Source organism: Janthinobacterium sp. GL_088, assembly GCF_057837845.1.
Genome location: NZ_CM174453.1, coordinates 2,797,881 through 2,815,327, shown reverse-complemented (window position 1 = coordinate 2,815,327; position 17,447 = coordinate 2,797,881). Strand labels below are relative to the sequence as shown.

The following is a 17,447-nucleotide window of genomic DNA, read 5'->3' as shown; positions in this document are numbered from 1 at the left end:
TGATACCTGCATGGCGGCGCTATCGAAAGCCGCCATGACCACCTCCTCCCTTCCCCAGTTGCGCGCCAGCGCCGACGATGCGCCGCAGACTCGCCAGCTTGCCGCCCCGCAACAACGGTGCTGGCACTGGAGCTGGAAGCAGGTGTGGTTTCAATTGCACTGGTTCATCGGCATCACGGCTGGCACGGTGCTGGTGATCATCGGCCTGAGCGGCGCCACCCTGGCCTTCAAGGATGAATTGCTCGATGTCATGAACCCCGGCGTGCGCCATGTACCCGTGGAAACGCGCGCGCCGTTGACGCCAGCCCAGCTGAGCAACATCGCCGCAACGGAACACGGCCAGCGCGTGGCCTCCATCACCATGTATGCAGAAGCGGGCGCGGCGCCACGCCTGTTCTTTGCACCCAAGAACGGCCAGCGGCGCGGCGAGTCCATTTATGTCCACCCCTACACGGGCGCTACCCAGCCGGCGCTGACGGGGGCGGAATTTTTCGAGTGGACGGAATCGCTGCACCGCTGGCTGCTGCTGCCGCGCGATCCGGGCCGCCAGGTGGCGGGTGCGCTGGCCCTGTGCCTGCTGGGGCTGGCACTCTCCGGCCTGTATCTGCGCTGGCCCCGCCGTCCGCTGGACTGGCGCACCTGGCTGACCTTCGATCCTGCCCTGAAGGGCCGCTCGTTTTTGTGGAATCTGCACGCCGTGGCCGGCACCTGGTGTCTGGTCGTCTACGTGGCGCTGACCCTGACGGGGATTTACTGGAGCTATGACGTGGTGCGCGACAATCTCGACGCCTGGGCCGGCAAGCCGCCAAGGATGGCACAGGCGCCGGGCAAGAAAGGCCAGCCGAAAGAGAAAGCGCCCGCCGTCGACATCGGCCCCGCCTGGAGCAGCTTCCAGCAGCACGCCGCCGGCTGGACCCTGGCCAGCGTGCGCCTGCCCACGCGAGCCGGCGAAGCCGTGCAATTCACGTGGCTGGCCAGCGATGCGCCGCACGAACGGGCGCGCAGCCGCATGAGCATTGCACCGGCCGACGGCACGCTCACTGAAAGCGAACCGTACAGCCAGCAGGCGCTGGGATCGCGCCTCGTCAACATCATTTATCCGCTGCACATGGGCACGTATTTTGGCTTGCCGGGCCGCATCATCGTCACCTTGGCCAGCCTGGGCCTGCCCCTGTTCGCCATCACGGGCTGGATGCTGTACCTGGGCCGCCGCAAGGCCAAGCGGGCTGTGCAGGCGCAGCGCGCCATGCTGGGCGCCGGCGCCCCGGGCAAGACGCCTGGCACGGATAGCGGTTTGCCCACCCTCGTCGCCTACGCCAGCCAGTCGGGACAGGCCGAGCGCCTGGCCCTGGAAAGCGCGCGCGCCCTGCAGCAAGCGGGCGTGGCCGTCGACGTGCAATCGCTGGACCGCTTTGACCCCGCGCAATTGCGCCAGTACGAACGGGCACTGATCGTCGCCAGCACCTTTGGCGAAGGCGAGGCGCCGGACGGCACGCGCCGCTTTGCGCGCCTGTTGCAACAAACCTCGGGCACGCCGCTGACGGGCCTGGAATTCGGCATGCTGGCCCTGGGCGACCGCCATTACAGCGCCTTCTGCGGCTTTGGCCATGCGCTGGCGCAACAATTGCACGCGCTGGGCGCCACTTCCCTGTTCCCCTTGATCGAAGTGGACAAGCACGACCCCGCCGCGCTGGCCGACTGGTCCAAGGCGCTGGCCCGCTGCAGCGGCAGCGCCATCGACGCCATCGGCGTGCAGGAAGAAGCGTCGTATGCCGAGTGGCGCCTCGTGCGCCGCGTGCTGCTCAATCCGGGCAGCCTGGGTGGCGAACTGCATGAAATCACCTTGACGGGCCCGGCCGGCGCCACCTGGGAAGCGGGCGCGCTGGCGGAAATCATTCCTTGCAATGCGGACGGCAGCGATGGCGAAGCAGGCAGTGCCCATCACGCGCCGCGCAGCTATTCACTCGCTTCGCTGCCGTCCGACGGCGAGCTGCAATTGCTGGTGCGCCAGGAACGCCATGCGGGCGCGCAGAATCAAGGCCATGGCCTGGCCTCCGGCTGGCTCACGCGCTTCGCCCCGCCGGACGCCACTATCCGCCTGCGCCTGCAAGCCAACCCCGCCTTCGCGCCCGCCCTGGTGGACGTGCCCTCCATTTATATCGGCAACGGTTCCGGCCTGGCGGGCCTGCGTGCGCATTTGCGCGCGCGCAAGCGGGCGGGACTGGCCCGCAACTGGCTGCTGTTCGGCGAGCGCCAGCAAGCTTTTGACAGCGTCTGCGGCGCAGAGTTGCAAGGCTGGCTCGACGGTGGCCACCTGGCGCGCCTGGACAAGGTCTTTTCGCGCGATGGTGAGACACGGCAGTACGTGCAAGACCGCCTGCGCGCCAGCGCTGGCGAGCTGCGCGACTGGCTGGCGCAAGGCGCCATCGTCTACGTGTGCGGCAGCTTGCACGGCATGGCGGCAGGAATCGATGCTGTGCTGCAAGAAGTGCTGGGCCAGGAGGGCCTCGACGCGCTGCTGGCGGCCGGGCGCTACCGCCGCGACGTGTATTGATCTACATCAATCCGCCCCCGGCACCGCCCGGCTATGTGGGCAGGCGCACAGTCAGCGCCAGCCATCGGACTAGAGTGGGGACATTCCCCCACCGTCTGCGAGGCTAGCCATGAAAAACCCCTGGATGAGCATGTACCTGAGCGCCGCCAACCGCATCGCCAACACGGCGCGCGGCCATGCGACGGCCGCCGTCAAGCGCGAAGCGGCGAAAAATACGCGGCAACTGACGCAAGTGTGGTTCGACTCTTTCCTGCCCGCCGCAGGCAAGCCACGGCGCAGCCGCAAGGGGAAATAAGCCCGTGGCACCAGGCGAACTGGTGCGGTGCATCACAGCAATAAGTTGAAGTTACGACCAGATGAACTAAACTGCAAGCATGGTAGTGCATAAGGAAGTGACCGGCAGGCGCCGCATCCCCGCGCCGCCGCCGGGACACCGGGAGACGACCATGTTGACGCTCAAAGTGCTGGCCTGCCTTGCCTTGTCGGCCTTGCTGCTCGTGCCCCTCGTGCTGAGGGATGCGATGCAGACGTCCGCCGGGCAGCAGATGCAGGTGCCGAATGTAGACGCACAAGCCCTCTGGGCTCGCTGGCCGAAGCATTAAACGCGCTAGGTGGCAGCTTACCTCATTTAAAAACGCTTTATTGCGGATGGGGATTTGTTCCCCGTTTTCCTTCATTTCTCAGTGCCTCAATCCTCCTCCTCTTCACCATACTTTTGATCCAGATCATGGATTTCCCCCTTCGCCGCGTCCACACTGGAACAGTCCGCTTCGCACCGGGACGGACTTAACCTGGAGCATCAGCATGGGTAAATCGCATTGGAAGGATGAGATGGCGCTGGGGGTTCCCGTCATCGACGAGGCGCATGAAGCGCTGTTTCAGGAATTGGCGCGGCTGCAGCAACTGGGCGACCAACATTTCAGCGTGGCGTTTCGCGAGCTGATTGCCGCCGTCGAACGCGATTTCCGCGAGGAAGAAGATTTGATGGAACAAATCGGCTTTCCCTCGCTGGCCAACCACCGCGAACAGCATGCGCGCGTGCTCAGCGGCTTGCACCATGCCTGGGCCGCCGTCGATGAAGGTGACCTGGAACAGGGGCGCCATGCGCTGTCGCTGTTGCCGCAATGGCTGATCTTCCATCAGGCCACCATGGACCTGGTCCTGGCGGCGGCGCTGGAACTGGTGCAGCGCCAGCCGAACTAGCAGTTAATTACAGCAGCAGCACTGTGGCCTGCTCGGGCAAGACGACGCGGTAGTGTCCCGGGTACTTGTCTTCGCCATCGAAAATCTTGCAAAACACGGGCTGGTTGATGTCGTTGACGGCCGCCTCGTTCATGGGCAGGGTGGCGATCAGCTGCTCGCCTTCGACCAGTTGCAGCGCGCTGCCCCGCTCGGTAGCGCAGAACGCCAGCGATTGCACATCGCTGGCGAACGGCCGCTTGTACCACGGCGTAATGGCCCGCACGGCGCGCCGGGCGTCGTGCAAAACCTGCCCCACGCGCGTGACGTTCCAGGCATCGCGCGCCACGGACGGCTGAAGCACGATATTCGCCGTCAGCTCGCCCCTGCTCTTGTTCACCAGGAAAGTACCGTCCTGCGCGGCGATGTCATCGTTGAGCGGCACGACAAACACGCCGCCGCTGGAAACCTTGATCGGCACGGGTGCGCCATTGCCTTGCAAAGCCACGCGCACGTCGTCGATGGTGGCGCTCAGCTTGGCCGGAATCAGGCGCAAGGCCATGACCACGCTGCCGCTCGACACTTGCCACACTTTCCTGGCCGTCAGATAACTTTCACGGTAAGCCGTGAAGCGCACGCGCGGCGCCTTGGCGTCGCTGCTGGCCGTGATCGTCACCGTTTGCGACGGCAAGGCGTCCTCCGCACTCGCCGCTGGCGCCGCGGCTGTGGCAGGCGCAAGGGGGGGCGATACGACTGCGGCGGCGGGCGGAACGCTAGCGCTCTGCAGCGGCGCGGGAACCGCCGGCGGCGGCGCCTGCTCCTGGGCCTGGCCCAGCGACACGACACACAACCATCCGGCACAAGCGATCCATGTACGCATGCATTTCTTTCAATGAGGAAAATATTTTATCAGCGCCTGCATTATCGCAGAAGGTCGGACGATACGCCCTCGGCCTGCCTGCACTCCTGTCCGCACTCTTTTGGTGCGCACGCTTGATTATTTGGCAAATACCACTTATATTGATAATGATTCTTATTCACATAATGTGAACTGAATCATGCACGACCTTTCCACTGCCATGCGCGGGTGGACTGCTATCCGAGCCAGATCCCGGGCCAGCGTCACGCCATCCCCCAGCTACTGCGCCACTCGCCAGACGAGATAGGAACACACACGACTAAAAATACTCCAGGAAAATAATGCAATCGACCACCGTCTTCTCTTCTTCGCGCCAGCCCGCCTTGCGCCCCCTCCCCCGCTTATTACACATCAGCCTGCTCAGTCTTGCCGCCGGCGTGGTCTTGCCTGCACAGGCTGCCGATGCTGCTGAGGCCGACGTCACCATGCCGGCCGTCACCGTGCTGGGCCAGTCGATGGCCACCACGGAAGGCACGCAGTCGTACACGGCAGGCGAAACGCGCAGCGCCACGCGCATGGACCTGTCCCTGCGCGAGACGCCGCAATCGGTCAGCGTCATCACGCGCCAGTTGCTCGACGACCTGGGCGCCGTGCGGCTGGACCAGGCGCTGGCGCAGACGACGGGCATCCAGGTGAACCAGAACGACACGGAACGCACGACGTTTAGTGCGCGCGGCTTCGGCATCAACAATATCCAGATCGATGGCATGGCGCGCGGCGGCAATGCGCCATTGCAAGACACCATCCTGTACGACCGCATCGAGGTCGTGCGCGGCGCCACCGGCCTGATGGGCGGCAAGGGCGACCCGTCGGCCACCATCAACATGATACGCAAGCGGCCGACGAAGGAATTCCAGGCCAGCGCCGGCCTCATCATGGGCCGCTGGGATGACCAGCGCTTCGAGGCCGACCTTTCCACGCCGCTGAACGCGGATGGCAGCGTGCGTGCGCGCACGGCCCTGGCGTGGCAAAAACGCGATTCCTACCTGGACATGTATCACGAACGCAAGACGGTCGGCATGGTCATCGTCGAGGCGGACTTGCGTCCCGGCACCCTGCTGACGGCCGGTGTCGACTTCCAGGACAACAAGCCCACAGGCGCCACCTGGGGCGCCGTGCCCTACTGGAACGCGGACGGCAGCCTGGCCAACTTGCCGCGCAACACCAGCTGGACGGCGCCCTGGAGCACCTGGGCCAACAAGCAGCACACGGTATTTACGTCGCTGGACCAGCACCTGCCCGGCAACTGGAATATGCACCTCGGCTATGCGCGCACGGAAAGCACGAACCGCACCACCGTTCTCTATGCGGGCAAGGGTTATCCCGATCCCGCCACGGGCAAAGGCATGGAACTGTGGACGGGCGCCTGGGGCGCAGGCGAAAAGAACAGCGACAATTTCGACATTTACGCCAGCGGGCCGTTCACCTTGCTGGGACGCAAGCATACAGCCATCGTCGGCTGGAATGGCAATAACGCCCAGGACAATTCGATAGGCGGCAAGGCGAAAATCGACTATGAACCTTTGGTCCCTGATTATCGCAGCTGGACGGGCAACATCCCCCGCCCCGTGTTCACCCCGGATGGCTCGCACACGGAAACCGTGACGCGTCTGGCGGGCGGTTATGTGGCCACGCGTTTGAGCCTGGCCGACCCGCTGCACGTGATCATCGGCGCGCGCAGCAGCACCTACCGCACGGAAAAGCGCAACTACAACACGCAAGGCGTGCACACGAACAGCAGTAACTTTGTGGAAACGCGCAACGAGGTCACGCCCTATGTGGGCGCCGTGTTCGACATCAACAAGCAGTATTCGGCCTACGCCAGCTTCACGCAGCTGTTCAACCCCCAATCGAGCAAGGACCGCAACAACCAGTTCCTGGCGCCGGAAACGGGCGACAATGCGGAACTGGGCATCAAGGGCGAATTCTATGAAGGCAAGCTGAATGCATCGGCCGCCCTGTTCCACACGAAGAAAAAGAACCTGGCGGAACTCGACCGCACGGTGCCGCCCGGCTTCTTGCTGCCCGACGGCGGCCAGGCCATGGTGGCCAATGGCGCCGGCGTGACGGCAAAGGGCGTGGAATTCGACGTTTCCGGCCAGTTGTCACCCGGCTGGGAAGCGAGCGGCGGCTATACCTATCTGCACGCGGCCGAGGCTGATGGCCGCCGCGCCGCCACCACGCAGCCACGCCATTTGCTGCGCCTGGCTACCAGCTACCGTTTCGACGGCCGCCTGGCAGGGCTGAAAGCGGGCGCCAGCATGACAGCGCAAAGCGCCATCTACAGCGAATCGTGGTACGGCCACCCGCCATCGGGCGAGATGACGAATATCCCGCAAGCGGGCTATGCACTGGTCAACGCCATGGCCAGCTATGCCATCAACCGCCACGCCAGCGTGCAGATGAACGTGAATAACTTGCTCGATAAGAAATACTACCGCACCATAGGCTTCTACGACAGCGTGTTCTGGGGCGAACCGCGCAACATCAGCCTGGCCGTGCGCACGGCGTTTTAAGCGCGCCAGTGCGCGGGTGCCGGCAGGGTGAACCCTTCCAGCAAGGGGCCGCCCACGGGCGCCAGCACGGCGGCGGCGACTTGCTCGAACGCATGCTGGCCGGCCGGCAAGTCGCTGGCCACCAGGCGCAGCGCGCCATCGAGCTGGTCGGCGATGGCGGCGTCGAACGCCTGCAGGCGGCGGAACAGGTGCTTGCCGCCGCCGCTCCACTGGCCCGCCGCGCGCAAGTGCAGGTCGGCCAGTGCCTCATACAGCTGGCTAGCCACGGCCAGCGCCTCGCCCGGGTGCGTGCTGTCGACCAGGTCTTCCAGCGCGGTGGTGATGGCGTAGCGGCGTCGCTGCAGGTTTTCCACATCGAGCACGGGCGGCCCGGCGGCGGTGAATGCTTGCGCCAGCGCCAGCAGTTGCGCGTGCTGCGGTCCGGGCGCGGCGATGTTCTCGCCTTCGAGCACCATCATCGCCAGCGGCACCCTGCCGCTAGGCGCATCGATTTCCTTGCAAAAATACGTGAACGTGGCCACGTCGTGCGCGAACAGTTCCACCGTGCGCCCTTCGGCCACGAGGGTATCGCGCCAGGCGCAATCGACGTGGTCGAACAGCAGCAGCAAGTCGATATCAGAACTGGGCGTCTGCCGGCCCGTGGCGAACGAGCCGCCGATGATGGCCGCCACGGCCGTGGGGTAGCGCTGCTGCACCAGCCGCGCGGCAATTGCGCGGATATCGTCATAGCTGGGAATCATCGTCAAAGCCAGTTCTCCGTGCTGAAAAACCCTATCCTACACGCAATATGCACGCTGCCGCCATCCTGCTACACTGGCGCTCTCCGATCAAGGAACAGACATGGAATACGACTGCATCGTGGTGCCCTCGCCCGTGGGCGAGCTGACCCTGGTGGCGCGCGGCGCGGCCCTGGCCGCCATCCTGTGGGAAAACGACAAGCCCAACCGCGTGCGCCTGGGCGCAATGCGCGTCGGTGACAGTTGCGCCGTGCTGCAGGAAACGGCGCGCCAGCTAGGGGAATATTTTGCCGGCACGCGCCAACGTTTTGAGGTGCCGCTCGATTTTGCCGGCACCCCGTTCCAGCAGGAAGTGTGGCGCGCGCTGCTGACGATACCGTATGGCCAGACGCGCAGCTATGGCGAGATCGCGCGGCAGATTGGCCGCCCCGCCGCCGTGCGCGCCGTGGGCGCCGCCAACGGCAAGAATCCCATTTCCATCATCGCCCCCTGCCACAGGGTCATCGGCGCCACGGGCGAGTTGACGGGCTTCGCGGGCGGCCTGCATGCCAAGGAAACCTTGTTGGCGCTGGAAGGCATCGCGCTGTCCAGCGACCGCGAAGCGCTGAAAACGGGCCACGCCCGCCGCCGCGCCGTGCCCATCGATACGGCGCAAGGCTGCTTGTTTTAGGCGGCGGCAGCGCTCCCCTTGTGGGATACTCACGCCTTCCGCTCAAGCAAACACCTACTATGCCCTATCTTGTCATCCTGTTCTTTGTCGTTCTGTATTTGCTGGCCACCTTCTTTTTCCACATCCCCGCCCTAGTCGCCCTCGTGTATGGCGTGCTCAGCCTGAGCTGTTTCGTGGCCTATGCGATCGACAAATCGGCCGCAAAAGAGGGCCGCTGGCGCACCTCGGAACGCACCCTGCTGCTATTGGGGCTGCTGTGCGGCTGGCCTGGCGCCGTGCTGGCCCAGCAATGGCTGCGCCACAAGTCCAGCAAACGCTCGTTCCGCATCGCGTTCTGGATCACGGTCGCCATCAATATCGGCGCCTTCGTATATTTCAGCATGCATTACGCTGCGCCCGATATCGGCACCGAAGTGGCGCCCATCGAACTGTAAAACTGCCTCCCGCCAAGATGTAACAATTATTGCAGCGCATTGTTCTTGAAATGATCGCCTGTCAGAATATCAATATTCACGATATTCAAGCCCATTCATCTACACGGGAAAGCCCTTTTCGACCATGCGTACCTTGCAAATCCACCATTCCTTCTTGTTCCGCCTTGCCGCAGCGATTTGTTTCGCCATCACATTGGCGGGCTGCACAAGCTATCGCTTTATTCCCCCGGACTCCGATGCGGGGCGTCAATGCGTGACGAGCTGCGGGACCAATCAACAAATATGCATTGCCGGCAAGGAGCAGCTTGCTGCGGCCCAGGCACAAGCTTGTGAGATGCGCAACGTCAGTACGGTTTCCATCTGCCTGGCAGTGGCGAAAACCGATGCGGACCGGGAACTGTGCTCGAAGAAACGCCAATATTGTTCCTCCAGCCCTGCTGGAACGTGGCAATGCGAGTCAGACTACAGAGCCTGCTATACGCAATGCGGTGGCCGAATCGAAGAAAGCGAATAATCGATCGCAAGGCTGATGCCGGCGAACAAGATGCCGGCGCGGCAGGCTTGATTGATTGATCTTGCTACTCGCCCAGCAAGCGCAGCGATTCCAGCCAGTCCGCCTTCCATTCGCGCAACAACGGTTGCGTGGCGAACGCCTTCTTCAGGTGCGCCATGGGTACGCGGTGCACGTCGTGCAAGCCGAACGCCAACGTCACCGGATGCCACAGGTGGCTGTTCTTGCCGCCGCGCGAATTCTTGCGCACGCGGGCGCCATCGTCGCCAAAGATGCCCACGCCACTGGCCAGTCCCTGCTCCAGGTCGACCTTGCCCACGCCGGCAAAGGCCAGCAAAATCTGCTCGCGCCCCAGACCCTTCAGGGCGCTGGGCAAGACCACGGGCGCCTTGTCCGCCTGTGCTTCATCGGGCTGCGGATGCTGCAACTGCTTGAGCAAACGCAACAGATCGCGCTCCTGGAAGTGCAAGCCGTCCAAGGGCACGCGCAGTCCCGGCGCCTTCAGCTCGATGGCGATGTTGCCCGAATCGCGCGTAAAACGCAGCCACACGTCGTCCGCGCCCGAGGCCAGGTGCTGCTTGTCCTCGATAAACACGATGGGCGCCGCATAGCGCGTCACGCCGTCATGGAACAGCTCGGCCCATGCTTCGCTGTAATCAAGCCAGACATACGGCAAGCCGCCCTGCTCCAGCAAACGCGCCAGGGTCCACGGCGTGCCCGTCTGTTGCGCCAGCCAGGCACAGGCGTCAAAGGCGGAGGCTCGGTATGGCAAGGAAATGGAGGTCATGGCGGTTCCGTCGATAAAAGTGGAGCGCAGTGTAGCAGACGCCATCGTCATCCCCTTCGGCGGGCGCAGCGGGCGCGCTTTTTTTGCGCGATGTGCTAGGCTGGTAGCATCAGCACGCGCCATGGCCCCCCGGCCGACTGGCGCACCACCACAAGGGGATCACCATGCATTCGAGCACCAACGCCGCCACCGCACCCGCCCCGCCGCCGGAGCGCGATTCGCCCACGCCGGCCAATGAAGGCCATGCCGAGGAAGCACTCGATGAAGCGCTGAAGGAAAGCTTTCCGGCCAGCGACCCGATCGCCATTGCCACCCCAAAACCAGCCGGCAAGACACCTTCCTGATACACGCCCCAACAGCCACCCTTGCGGTGGCTTCTTTTTTTGCTGAAACTGAATCCGGACGCCCCGCCCCCGCGTACATGGCTATGCCATGACCGAACGACGTTACCACGCGGAAAGGAATCGCCATGCAGCACTACAGCAAAAAGACGGATCCCATGGATCAGCGCCTGTATCTGGCCCAGCGCATCGACAGGGCCGATGCGCGTTTGCAGCGCCTGCACGATGCGGCCGAGCGCGAACGCTGCGCGCAATGGATCACGGCCTGGGCCGTGGCGGCGGGCGCCGACGCGCCGCGCGGCATGAAGCTGCGCATCCGCGGCGAATTCATCTTGCTTTGATAAAAAGCAAAAGCCCCGCCCGATGCATATGCACGGGGCGGGGCCAGTCAAGCCGACGCCGTCCTAGTTGGACGTGTCGCGGTACTGCTCGGGCGTCGTGTCGCCGTCGGCGACCTCATACCACATCGCATTGAGCACGGCGAAGGTCGCCGCCAGCGGAAGACCCAGTATCCAGGCGAAATACCACATAGTTATTCCTTTCGTAAATTTTTAGTAGGCGTGACCGCTGTCGTCCTTGATTGCTTTTGCATCGACCTTGCCCCACAGCACTTTATAGACCCACGTCGTGTACGCCACGATGAGGGGAATGAAGACGGCCGTGACGACCAGCATGATGAACAGGGTCATGTGGCTGGACGAGGAATCCCACACCGTCAGGCTGGCGCGCGGGTCGATCGACGAAGGCAGGATGAACGGAAACATGGCCGCGCCCACACCGAGGATGATGCCGGCGATGCCGGCCGCGCTGGCCAGCAAGGCGGGCACTTCGCGGCGCGCGCGCTGGAAGGCAAAGGCCAGCAGCGGGCAAAGCAGGCCCAGCGCTGGAGCGATCCAGGTCCACGGATGGGCGGCAAAGTTGAGGAACCAGGCGCCCACGTGCACTTCCGCCGTTTTCAGCATCGGGTTCGACGGACCGTCGACCACCACCGTGCTGCTGATGCGGTAGCCATCGACCCACAGCCACAGGGCCACGCCGGCCAGCGCATACAGCACGACCGTGGCGATTGCCGCCACGCTGCCGTAGCGGCGCGCCCGTTCGGCCACGGCACCGTCCGTCTTCAGCTGCAGCCAGGTGGCGCCGTGCATCACCAGCATGGCGACCGAGACGAGGCCGCACAGCAGGGCGAACGGGTTGAGCAGCGCAAAGAAGGTGCCGTCATAAAAGATGTGCATATCTGGCGAGAAACGGAACGGCACGCCCTGCAGCACGTTGCCGATCGCCACGCCGCAGATCAGGGCCGGCACGAAGCCGCCCACGAACAGGGCCGCGTCCCAGCGGGCGCGCCAGCGCGGGTCTTCGCGCTTGCTGCGGAACTTGAACGCCACGGGACGCACGATCAGCGCCACGAGGATGACGAACATGGCCAGATAAAAGCCCGAGAACGAGACGGCGTACAGTTGCGGCCAGGCGGCGAAGATGGCGCCGCCGCCAAGGATCAGCCACACCTGGTTGCCTTCCCACACGGGACCGATACTGTTGATGACGACCCGGCGTTCCAGGTCCGTCTTGCCGACGAAGGGCAGCAAAATGCCCGTGCCCAGGTCGAAGCCGTCCGTGATGGCAAAGCCCACCAGCAGGATGCCGATCAGCAGCCACCAGATCAGGCGCAGTGTTTCGTAAGAAATCATTTCATGCAAAATCATGGTCTGGCCCTCCTTAGGCGCGTTGAGTATGAATGGCTGCGGCCGCTGGCACGGGGACCGGCGCCTTCTCTTCCGGCCCCTTGCGGATGGCCTTGAGCATGAGCTTCATTTCAATAATCAACAGCACGGTGTAGATGGCGGCAAAGCCGGCAATCGTGATCAAGAGGGTCGAAGCACCCAGGTTCGAGACGGCCACGGCCGTCGGCAGCACGCCTTCGATGACCCACGGCTGGCGGCCCACTTCGGCCACGATCCAGCCCGCCTCAATCGCCACCCACGGCAGCGGAATGGCGAACACGGCCAGCTTCAGCAGCCAGCGGTGCTTGTCCAGGGTGCGGCGCGTCGACAGCAGGAAGAAAGTGCCGGTGAGCAAGATAAAGAACATGCCCAGACCCACCATCACGCGGAAGGACCAGAACAGGGGCGCCACGGGCGGCACGGTATCGAGCGCGGCCTTGCGGATCTGCTCGGGCGTGGCCTGGCGCGGGTCATCGACGTAGCGTTTCAGCAGCAAGGCATAGCCCATGGACTGACCTTTCGACTCGAACATGTCTTTCGCGTCCTGCGGCACGGGCGCGCCGGGCGCCACGCTGCGGATGGTTTGCAGCGCGTCATATGCCTTGATGCCATCCTTGATCAGCAGTTCGCCGCGGTCGACCAGCTGCTCGATGCCGGGGATTTCCGTCGTCAGCGAACGCGTGCCGATCAAGCCCATCACCATCGGGATGTGCACGGCGTAATGCGTCTCGCGCGCTTTCGCGTCAGGGAAGCCGAAGGCCGTGAAGGCGGCCGGGGCCGGCTCCGTGGTCCACATGGCTTCGATGGCGGCCAGCTTCATCTTTTGGTGTTCCGACGACAGGTAACCGCTTTCATCGCCAAGCACCACCACCGACAGCGAGGCGGCCAGGCCGAACGAGGCAGCCACCGTCATCGAACGCTTGGCCAATTGCACGTGGCGGCCTTTCAGCAGATACCAGGCGGAAATACCCAGCACGAAGATGGCAGCGGCCGTATAGCCGGCCGACACCGTGTGCACGAATTTCGCCTGAGCAACGGGATTCGTCAGCACGGCGCCGAAATCCGTCACTTCCATGCGCATGGTTTGCGGATTGAAGGCCGCGCCGACGGGATTTTGCATCCAGCCGTTGGCGATCAAAATCCACAGGGCCGAGAAGTTCGAACCGATGGCCACCAGCCAGGTCGTGACCAGGTGGCCCCGCTTCGACAGCTTGTCCCAGCCGAAGAAGAACAGGCCGACGAAGGTCGCTTCCAGGAAGAAGGCCATCAAGCCCTCGATGGCCAGCGGCGCGCCGAAAATGTCGCCCACATAATGGCTGTAATAGCTCCAGTTCATGCCGAACTGGAATTCCATGACGATGCCCGTCGCCACGCCCATGGCGAAGTTGATGCCGAACAAGACACCCCAGAACTTGGTCATGTCGCGCCAGATGGGGCGGTTCGTCATCACGTAAACCGTCTCCATGATGGCGAGGATCACTGACAGGCCGATCGTCAGCGGAACGAATATAAAGTGGTACAGAGCTGTCAGCGCGAACTGCAGTCTGGATAAAGCGACAATATCGAAGTCCATATGATTTCCTTGGTGTTTCCCTACTGTAATTGTAAACTTGGTATCTATCTGATGCGATTCGATTGGTTCCGCCGCCCACAAGCTGGCGTACGGACCGCCTGTCTCCGTTCTTAGTTAATCTCCGCGCAAGCCCGCCAAGGCTGTCTCGAAGGCTGGCGTGCCACGGCGCGCGTCGCCCACGATGCGGCCATCGCGCAGGCTGACCAGCCGGTCCGCCTGCGCCGCTTCGCGCCGCAAGTGGGTTGCGATCAGCAAGCTGCGCCCTTCGCTGCGCGCCCGCAGGCGCTGCAAGACATCGTTCGCCGTCTGCGCATTCAGTGCTTCCGTCGCTTCGTCCAGCAGCCACAAGGTCGATTCGTGCAGGAACAGCCGCGCCAGCGCCAGGCGCCGCGCCTGGCCGCCCGACAAGCCCAGGCCGCCCTCGCCCAGCATGGTGCCCAAGCCGTCCGCGAAGGCCCGCACCTCCCCGTCCAGGCCGGCCGATTGCAGCGCCGCCCACAGCTGCGCATCGCTGGCGGACGGATCGGCCAGGCGCAGGTTGTCGCGCAAGCTGTCCTGGAACAATTCCGTCTTCTGCGTGAACAGGCAGGCGCGTCCGGCGTGGACACTGCCCGACAGGGGCGCCAGCTCGCGCGCGGCCAGGGCCAGCAAGGTGGACTTGCCCGCGCCGCTGGGGCCGATCAAGGCCACGCGCTCGCCATCGGCGATGTGCAGCGATACGTCGTGCAAGATGGCAACGTGGCTGCCCGCATGCGCGGCGCTGACGTGTTCCAGGCGCAAGCCCGGCGCGGCGTCGACGGGCGGCGCAACTACATCGTCTCCATCGAGGCGCGGCGCCAGACGGCGCATGGCCAGCAGCATGCGGCCCGCTTCCAGCGCGCCACGGCGCAGTCCCGCGAACGGTTCCACGGCCGTCAGGGCAATCAACAGGGCCAGGGCAGCCAGCGGCACGCTCATCGTTTGCTGCTGCACCAGCACGGCCACGGCCAGCAGCACGCCTGCCAGAGTCGCGCTGCCCGCCACGCCATACGCGGCGCCGGCGGCAGTCTCCAGGCGCAGCAGGGCGAAATCGGCTTGCGCCAGCGAACGGTCGATCTGCGCCAACGCCGCGCACTGGGCGTCGATGCGGCCCGCCATCACCAGGTCCGTCTGGCCCGCCACCAGGTCGATGGTGCCGGAACGCAATTTTTCGATGGCGCGCGAACGCACGATGGCCGGGCGGCGCGCGCGTTGCGCCACGGCCCAGCTGATGCCGCCGCCGGCGGCCAGCAGCCACGCGGCCAGGCCCAGCCCCAGTTGCCACTGCATCACGCCCAGCGCCACGCCGGCCAGCAAGGCTACGCACAAGGCCGTGAAGGCAGGCACCAGCAGGCGCAAATACAGTGATTCGAGCGCGTCGATATCGGCCGTCAGGCGGAACAGCAGCTTGGCGGGCTGGCGCAGCAGCCGGCTGGCCGCTTCCGGGCGCGACCAGCCACGGAACAGCCGCACGCGGATGCTGGCCAGCGCAGCGAACGTGGCGTCGTGCGTGACGAGGCGTTCCGCATAGCGCGAACCCGTGCGGCCGATGGCCAGCAGGCGGATGCCGGCCGACGGACCGAAGACGTCGAACAGGATCGCCGTCGAAGCGTGCAGGCCGGCAATCGAGGTGGCCGTGATGAACCAGCCGGACAAGCCCAATAAGGCCATGCCGGACACCGCCGTCAGGGCCGCCAGCAAGGCGCCGCCGATCAGCTTGCCGGGCTGGGCCAGCAGCAATTGCCGCAGGACGGGGTTCGATATGAGGGAAGTTTTCATGCCTGCTGTTCCTGTTCCTGCTCCTGTACCTGCGCCCGGACATCGACCTGCACCGTGCGCTGCAGGCGGCCGGCCAGCACGGGATCGTGCGTGGCGACGATCATCGTCTTGCCTTTCGCCAGTGCCAGCAAGGCGTCCGTGACGCGCGCCGCCGTTTCGCTGTCCAGGTGGGCCGTCGGTTCATCGACCAGCAGCAAATCGGCATGCGGATGCAGGGCCACGCGGGCCAGGGCCAGACGCACGGCTTCGCCGCCGGACAAGCCCTGGCCGCCATCGCTGAGCATGACGGCCGGCTGCGCCTGCGCCACGGCAGCCAGGTCGGCCAGGTGCAGCGCCTGCGTCACCTGCGTAGCGCTGGCGCCCGCGCGGCCCAGGGTCACATTCTGGCTGACGGACGCGGCAAACACGTGGGGGCGCTGGCCCATCCAGGCCATGCGCTGGCGCAAAGTATTGACGGTACTGTCGGTCAGGCGCACGCCGCCGATGCGGATCTCGCCGCCGCTGGCGGGCAGCAAGCCGGCCAGCAGCGACAGCAAGGTGGTCTTGCCGGCGCCGCTGGCGCCCAGCAGGGCCACGTGTTCGCCGGCGCGCACGCTCAAGTCAAAGTGGTCGAACACGGGCGCCTCGCCGGGATGGGCGAAGCGCAATTGCTGGAGTTCCACGGCAGGCGGCGGCGCCACCGCCATGGCGGCGGCGGAAACGGCAGCTACTTCCACACCGGCGCCGGGCAGGGCTACGCCCTCCCCCGCCAGGTCGTGCAGGCCGGCCAGGCCCGCTTCGCCGGCCGCCTTGTCGTGCCAGACGGCGGCCAGTTCGCGCAGCGGTTCGAAGAAAGCGGGCGCCAGCAGCAGGATGAACAAGCCCTGCCCCAGCGTCAGTTCCCGGCCCCAGGTGCCGAAATTGATGCTGCCCAGCAAGGAAAAACCGATAAACGCGGCCACCATGGCCACGCCCAGCGCGGAAAACAGTTCCAGCACGGCGGACGACAAAAAGGCGATGCGCAGCACCACCATCGTGCGCCGGCGCACGGATTGCGACGAGGCGTCCAGCCGTGCGGCCGTAGCGTCGACAGCGTCGAGCGCGCGCAGGGTGGCCAGGCCGCGCAGGCGGTCCAATAGAAACGCGTTCATGCTGCCCATTTCCACCATCTGCGCGCGGCTGGCCGCCTGTGCACCCATGCCGACCAGGGCCATGAAGACGGGAATCAGGGGCGCGGCGATGAGCAGGATCAAGGCGGCGATCCACGACAGCGGCGTCACCACGGCGAGGATCACGAGCGGCACGAGCATGACTTTCCAGCGCGCCGGCTTGTAGCGCACCAGATACGGCACGATGGCTTCGGCCTGTTCGGCGATGACGGAGGCCGCCTGGCCCGACTGGGCGCGCTGGCGGTCCAGCGGCGAACGCTGCGCCAGCGCTTGCGCCACTTGCGCGCGCAAGGTGGACAGGTGCGCGCGCGCCGCCGCATACATGCGCCGCGCGCCCCACGCTTCGCAGCCGGCGCGCAGCACGCCCAGCAGCAGCACGCCAGCGGCCGGCAGCAGGGCCGCGCGCCATGGAGCGCCGTCGAGCATGGCTTGCACGGCCCAGGCCAGCAAGGCCGCTTGTGGCAGCCACAGCAAGGCGGCGCCGCCTTGCGCCAGGCTGGCAGCGCGGGGAAGGATAAAGCGGGGCAAGGACAGTGGCGTGGTCGGCATCTCTATAC

18 protein-coding genes are annotated in these 17,447 nt (G+C 65.1%); 10 read left to right on the top strand and 8 right to left on the bottom strand.

Going from position 1 to position 17,447, the window contains the following annotated elements; all coding sequences use genetic code 11:
* The first annotated feature begins 34 nt into the window (after positions 1-34).
* The 4 genes from AC3IQ7_RS12885 (at position 35) to AC3IQ7_RS12870 (ending at position 3,757) form a co-directional block, all read left to right on the top strand.
* A complete protein-coding gene (locus AC3IQ7_RS12885; RefSeq protein ID WP_489209948.1) occupies positions 35-2,554 on the top strand; it encodes a PepSY domain-containing protein in 2,520 nt (839 codons plus the stop codon).
* Between the two features lie 109 nt (positions 2,555-2,663).
* Positions 2,664-2,849: a hypothetical protein gene (locus tag AC3IQ7_RS12880; protein ID WP_489209946.1), complete on the top strand. Its 186-nt coding sequence runs from the start codon at positions 2,664-2,666 to the stop codon at positions 2,847-2,849.
* A 151-nt stretch (positions 2,850-3,000) separates the two neighbouring features.
* Positions 3,001-3,156, top strand: coding sequence for a hypothetical protein (locus AC3IQ7_RS12875; protein WP_158301299.1), 156 nt, complete (start codon positions 3,001-3,003; stop codon positions 3,154-3,156).
* A 202-nt stretch (positions 3,157-3,358) separates the two neighbouring features.
* Entirely contained in the window at positions 3,359-3,757 is a 399-nt protein-coding gene (locus AC3IQ7_RS12870; protein ID WP_489209943.1) for a bacteriohemerythrin, read from the top strand.
* A 7-nt stretch (positions 3,758-3,764) separates the two neighbouring features.
* Here AC3IQ7_RS12870 and AC3IQ7_RS12865 read toward each other — a convergent pair whose 3' ends face one another.
* Complete coding sequence (locus tag AC3IQ7_RS12865) at positions 3,765-4,424, bottom strand: hypothetical protein (RefSeq protein WP_158301301.1); 660 nt, start codon at positions 4,422-4,424, stop codon at positions 3,765-3,767.
* A gap of 509 nt (positions 4,425-4,933) precedes the next feature.
* Here AC3IQ7_RS12865 and AC3IQ7_RS12860 point away from each other — a divergent pair.
* Positions 4,934-7,168 (top strand): TonB-dependent siderophore receptor, encoded by a 2,235-nt coding sequence (locus AC3IQ7_RS12860; protein ID WP_489209941.1) that lies wholly within the window; start codon positions 4,934-4,936, stop codon positions 7,166-7,168.
* Here the strand turns inward: AC3IQ7_RS12860 and AC3IQ7_RS12855 are convergent.
* Positions 7,165-7,908, bottom strand: coding sequence for a nucleotidyltransferase domain-containing protein (locus AC3IQ7_RS12855; RefSeq protein WP_489210444.1), 744 nt, complete (start codon positions 7,906-7,908; stop codon positions 7,165-7,167). The genes AC3IQ7_RS12860 and AC3IQ7_RS12855 overlap by 4 nt on opposite strands.
* A 100-nt stretch (positions 7,909-8,008) precedes the next feature.
* Between AC3IQ7_RS12855 and AC3IQ7_RS12850 the strand changes: the two genes are divergently transcribed.
* The 3 genes from AC3IQ7_RS12850 (at position 8,009) to AC3IQ7_RS12840 (ending at position 9,523) form a co-directional block, all read left to right on the top strand.
* A complete protein-coding gene (locus AC3IQ7_RS12850; protein WP_322428854.1) occupies positions 8,009-8,575 on the top strand; it encodes a methylated-DNA--[protein]-cysteine S-methyltransferase in 567 nt (188 codons plus the stop codon).
* 59 nt (positions 8,576-8,634) lie between these two features.
* Positions 8,635-9,009, top strand: coding sequence for a DUF1294 domain-containing protein (locus tag AC3IQ7_RS12845; RefSeq protein ID WP_099379563.1), 375 nt, complete (start codon positions 8,635-8,637; stop codon positions 9,007-9,009).
* 124 nt (positions 9,010-9,133) lie between these two features.
* Positions 9,134-9,523, top strand: a complete 390-nt coding sequence (locus AC3IQ7_RS12840) for a hypothetical protein (protein WP_489209938.1) — start codon at positions 9,134-9,136, stop codon at positions 9,521-9,523.
* Between the two features lie 64 nt (positions 9,524-9,587).
* On the opposite strand, the gene AC3IQ7_RS12835 is transcribed toward AC3IQ7_RS12840, so the two are convergent.
* Positions 9,588-10,307: a hypothetical protein gene (locus AC3IQ7_RS12835; RefSeq protein ID WP_489209936.1), complete on the bottom strand. Its 720-nt coding sequence runs from the start codon at positions 10,305-10,307 to the stop codon at positions 9,588-9,590.
* 164 nt (positions 10,308-10,471) lie between these two features.
* Between AC3IQ7_RS12835 and AC3IQ7_RS12830 the strand changes: the two genes are divergently transcribed.
* Together AC3IQ7_RS12830 and AC3IQ7_RS12825 are read left to right on the top strand one after the other, a co-directional pair.
* Positions 10,472-10,651 (top strand): hypothetical protein, encoded by a 180-nt coding sequence (locus AC3IQ7_RS12830; protein ID WP_099379565.1) that lies wholly within the window; start codon positions 10,472-10,474, stop codon positions 10,649-10,651.
* 125 nt (positions 10,652-10,776) lie between these two features.
* Positions 10,777-10,989, top strand: a complete 213-nt coding sequence (locus tag AC3IQ7_RS12825) for a hypothetical protein (protein WP_035817803.1) — start codon at positions 10,777-10,779, stop codon at positions 10,987-10,989.
* Between the two features lie 63 nt (positions 10,990-11,052).
* Here AC3IQ7_RS12825 and cydX read toward each other — a convergent pair whose 3' ends face one another.
* The 5 genes from cydX to cydD form a co-directional block, all read right to left on the bottom strand.
* Positions 11,053-11,178, bottom strand: coding sequence for a cytochrome bd-I oxidase subunit CydX (gene cydX / locus AC3IQ7_RS12820; RefSeq protein WP_099379566.1), 126 nt, complete (start codon positions 11,176-11,178; stop codon positions 11,053-11,055).
* A 21-nt stretch (positions 11,179-11,199) separates the two neighbouring features.
* Positions 11,200-12,354 carry a cytochrome d ubiquinol oxidase subunit II gene (gene cydB / locus AC3IQ7_RS12815; RefSeq protein WP_099379567.1) on the bottom strand — a complete coding sequence of 385 codons (1,155 nt, stop codon included), beginning with the start codon at positions 12,352-12,354 and terminating at the stop codon, positions 11,200-11,202.
* Between the two features lie 13 nt (positions 12,355-12,367).
* Complete coding sequence (locus AC3IQ7_RS12810) at positions 12,368-13,945, bottom strand: cytochrome ubiquinol oxidase subunit I (protein ID WP_099379568.1); 1,578 nt, start codon at positions 13,943-13,945, stop codon at positions 12,368-12,370.
* Positions 13,946-14,059: 114 nt separating this feature from the next.
* A complete protein-coding gene (locus tag AC3IQ7_RS12805; protein ID WP_489209932.1) occupies positions 14,060-15,742 on the bottom strand; it encodes an amino acid ABC transporter ATP-binding/permease protein in 1,683 nt (560 codons plus the stop codon).
* On the bottom strand, positions 15,739-17,439 hold the full coding sequence (cydD, locus tag AC3IQ7_RS12800; RefSeq protein WP_489209930.1) for a thiol reductant ABC exporter subunit CydD: 1,701 nt from the start codon (positions 17,437-17,439) through the stop codon (positions 15,739-15,741). Before cydD ends, AC3IQ7_RS12805 begins: the two co-directional genes overlap by 4 nt.
* Between the last annotated feature and the right edge of the window lie 8 nt (positions 17,440-17,447).

Excerpts from the sequence above, each read along its gene's own strand:
- AC3IQ7_RS12885 (WP_489209948.1), top strand. The coding sequence starts at position 35 with ATGACCACCTCCTCCCTTCCCCAGTTGCGCGCCAGCGCCGACGATGCG.
- AC3IQ7_RS12880 (WP_489209946.1), top strand. The coding sequence starts at position 2,664 with ATGAAAAACCCCTGGATGAGCATGTACCTGAGCGCCGCCAACCGCATC.
- AC3IQ7_RS12875 (WP_158301299.1), top strand. The coding sequence starts at position 3,001 with ATGTTGACGCTCAAAGTGCTGGCCTGCCTTGCCTTGTCGGCCTTGCTG.
- AC3IQ7_RS12870 (WP_489209943.1), top strand. The coding sequence starts at position 3,359 with ATGGGTAAATCGCATTGGAAGGATGAGATGGCGCTGGGGGTTCCCGTC.
- AC3IQ7_RS12860 (WP_489209941.1), top strand. The coding sequence starts at position 4,934 with ATGCAATCGACCACCGTCTTCTCTTCTTCGCGCCAGCCCGCCTTGCGC.
- AC3IQ7_RS12855 (WP_489210444.1), bottom strand. The coding sequence starts at position 7,908 with ATGATTCCCAGCTATGACGATATCCGCGCAATTGCCGCGCGGCTGGTG.
- AC3IQ7_RS12850 (WP_322428854.1), top strand. The coding sequence starts at position 8,009 with ATGGAATACGACTGCATCGTGGTGCCCTCGCCCGTGGGCGAGCTGACC.
- AC3IQ7_RS12845 (WP_099379563.1), top strand. The coding sequence starts at position 8,635 with ATGCCCTATCTTGTCATCCTGTTCTTTGTCGTTCTGTATTTGCTGGCC.
- AC3IQ7_RS12840 (WP_489209938.1), top strand. The coding sequence starts at position 9,134 with ATGCGTACCTTGCAAATCCACCATTCCTTCTTGTTCCGCCTTGCCGCA.
- AC3IQ7_RS12835 (WP_489209936.1), bottom strand. The coding sequence starts at position 10,307 with ATGACCTCCATTTCCTTGCCATACCGAGCCTCCGCCTTTGACGCCTGT.
- AC3IQ7_RS12830 (WP_099379565.1), top strand. The coding sequence starts at position 10,472 with ATGCATTCGAGCACCAACGCCGCCACCGCACCCGCCCCGCCGCCGGAG.
- AC3IQ7_RS12825 (WP_035817803.1), top strand. The coding sequence starts at position 10,777 with ATGCAGCACTACAGCAAAAAGACGGATCCCATGGATCAGCGCCTGTAT.
- cydX (WP_099379566.1), bottom strand. The coding sequence starts at position 11,178 with ATGTGGTATTTCGCCTGGATACTGGGTCTTCCGCTGGCGGCGACCTTC.
- cydB (WP_099379567.1), bottom strand. The coding sequence starts at position 12,354 with ATGATTTTGCATGAAATGATTTCTTACGAAACACTGCGCCTGATCTGG.
- AC3IQ7_RS12810 (WP_099379568.1), bottom strand. The coding sequence starts at position 13,945 with ATGGACTTCGATATTGTCGCTTTATCCAGACTGCAGTTCGCGCTGACA.
- AC3IQ7_RS12805 (WP_489209932.1), bottom strand. The coding sequence starts at position 15,742 with ATGAAAACTTCCCTCATATCGAACCCCGTCCTGCGGCAATTGCTGCTG.
- cydD (WP_489209930.1), bottom strand. The coding sequence starts at position 17,439 with ATGCCGACCACGCCACTGTCCTTGCCCCGCTTTATCCTTCCCCGCGCT.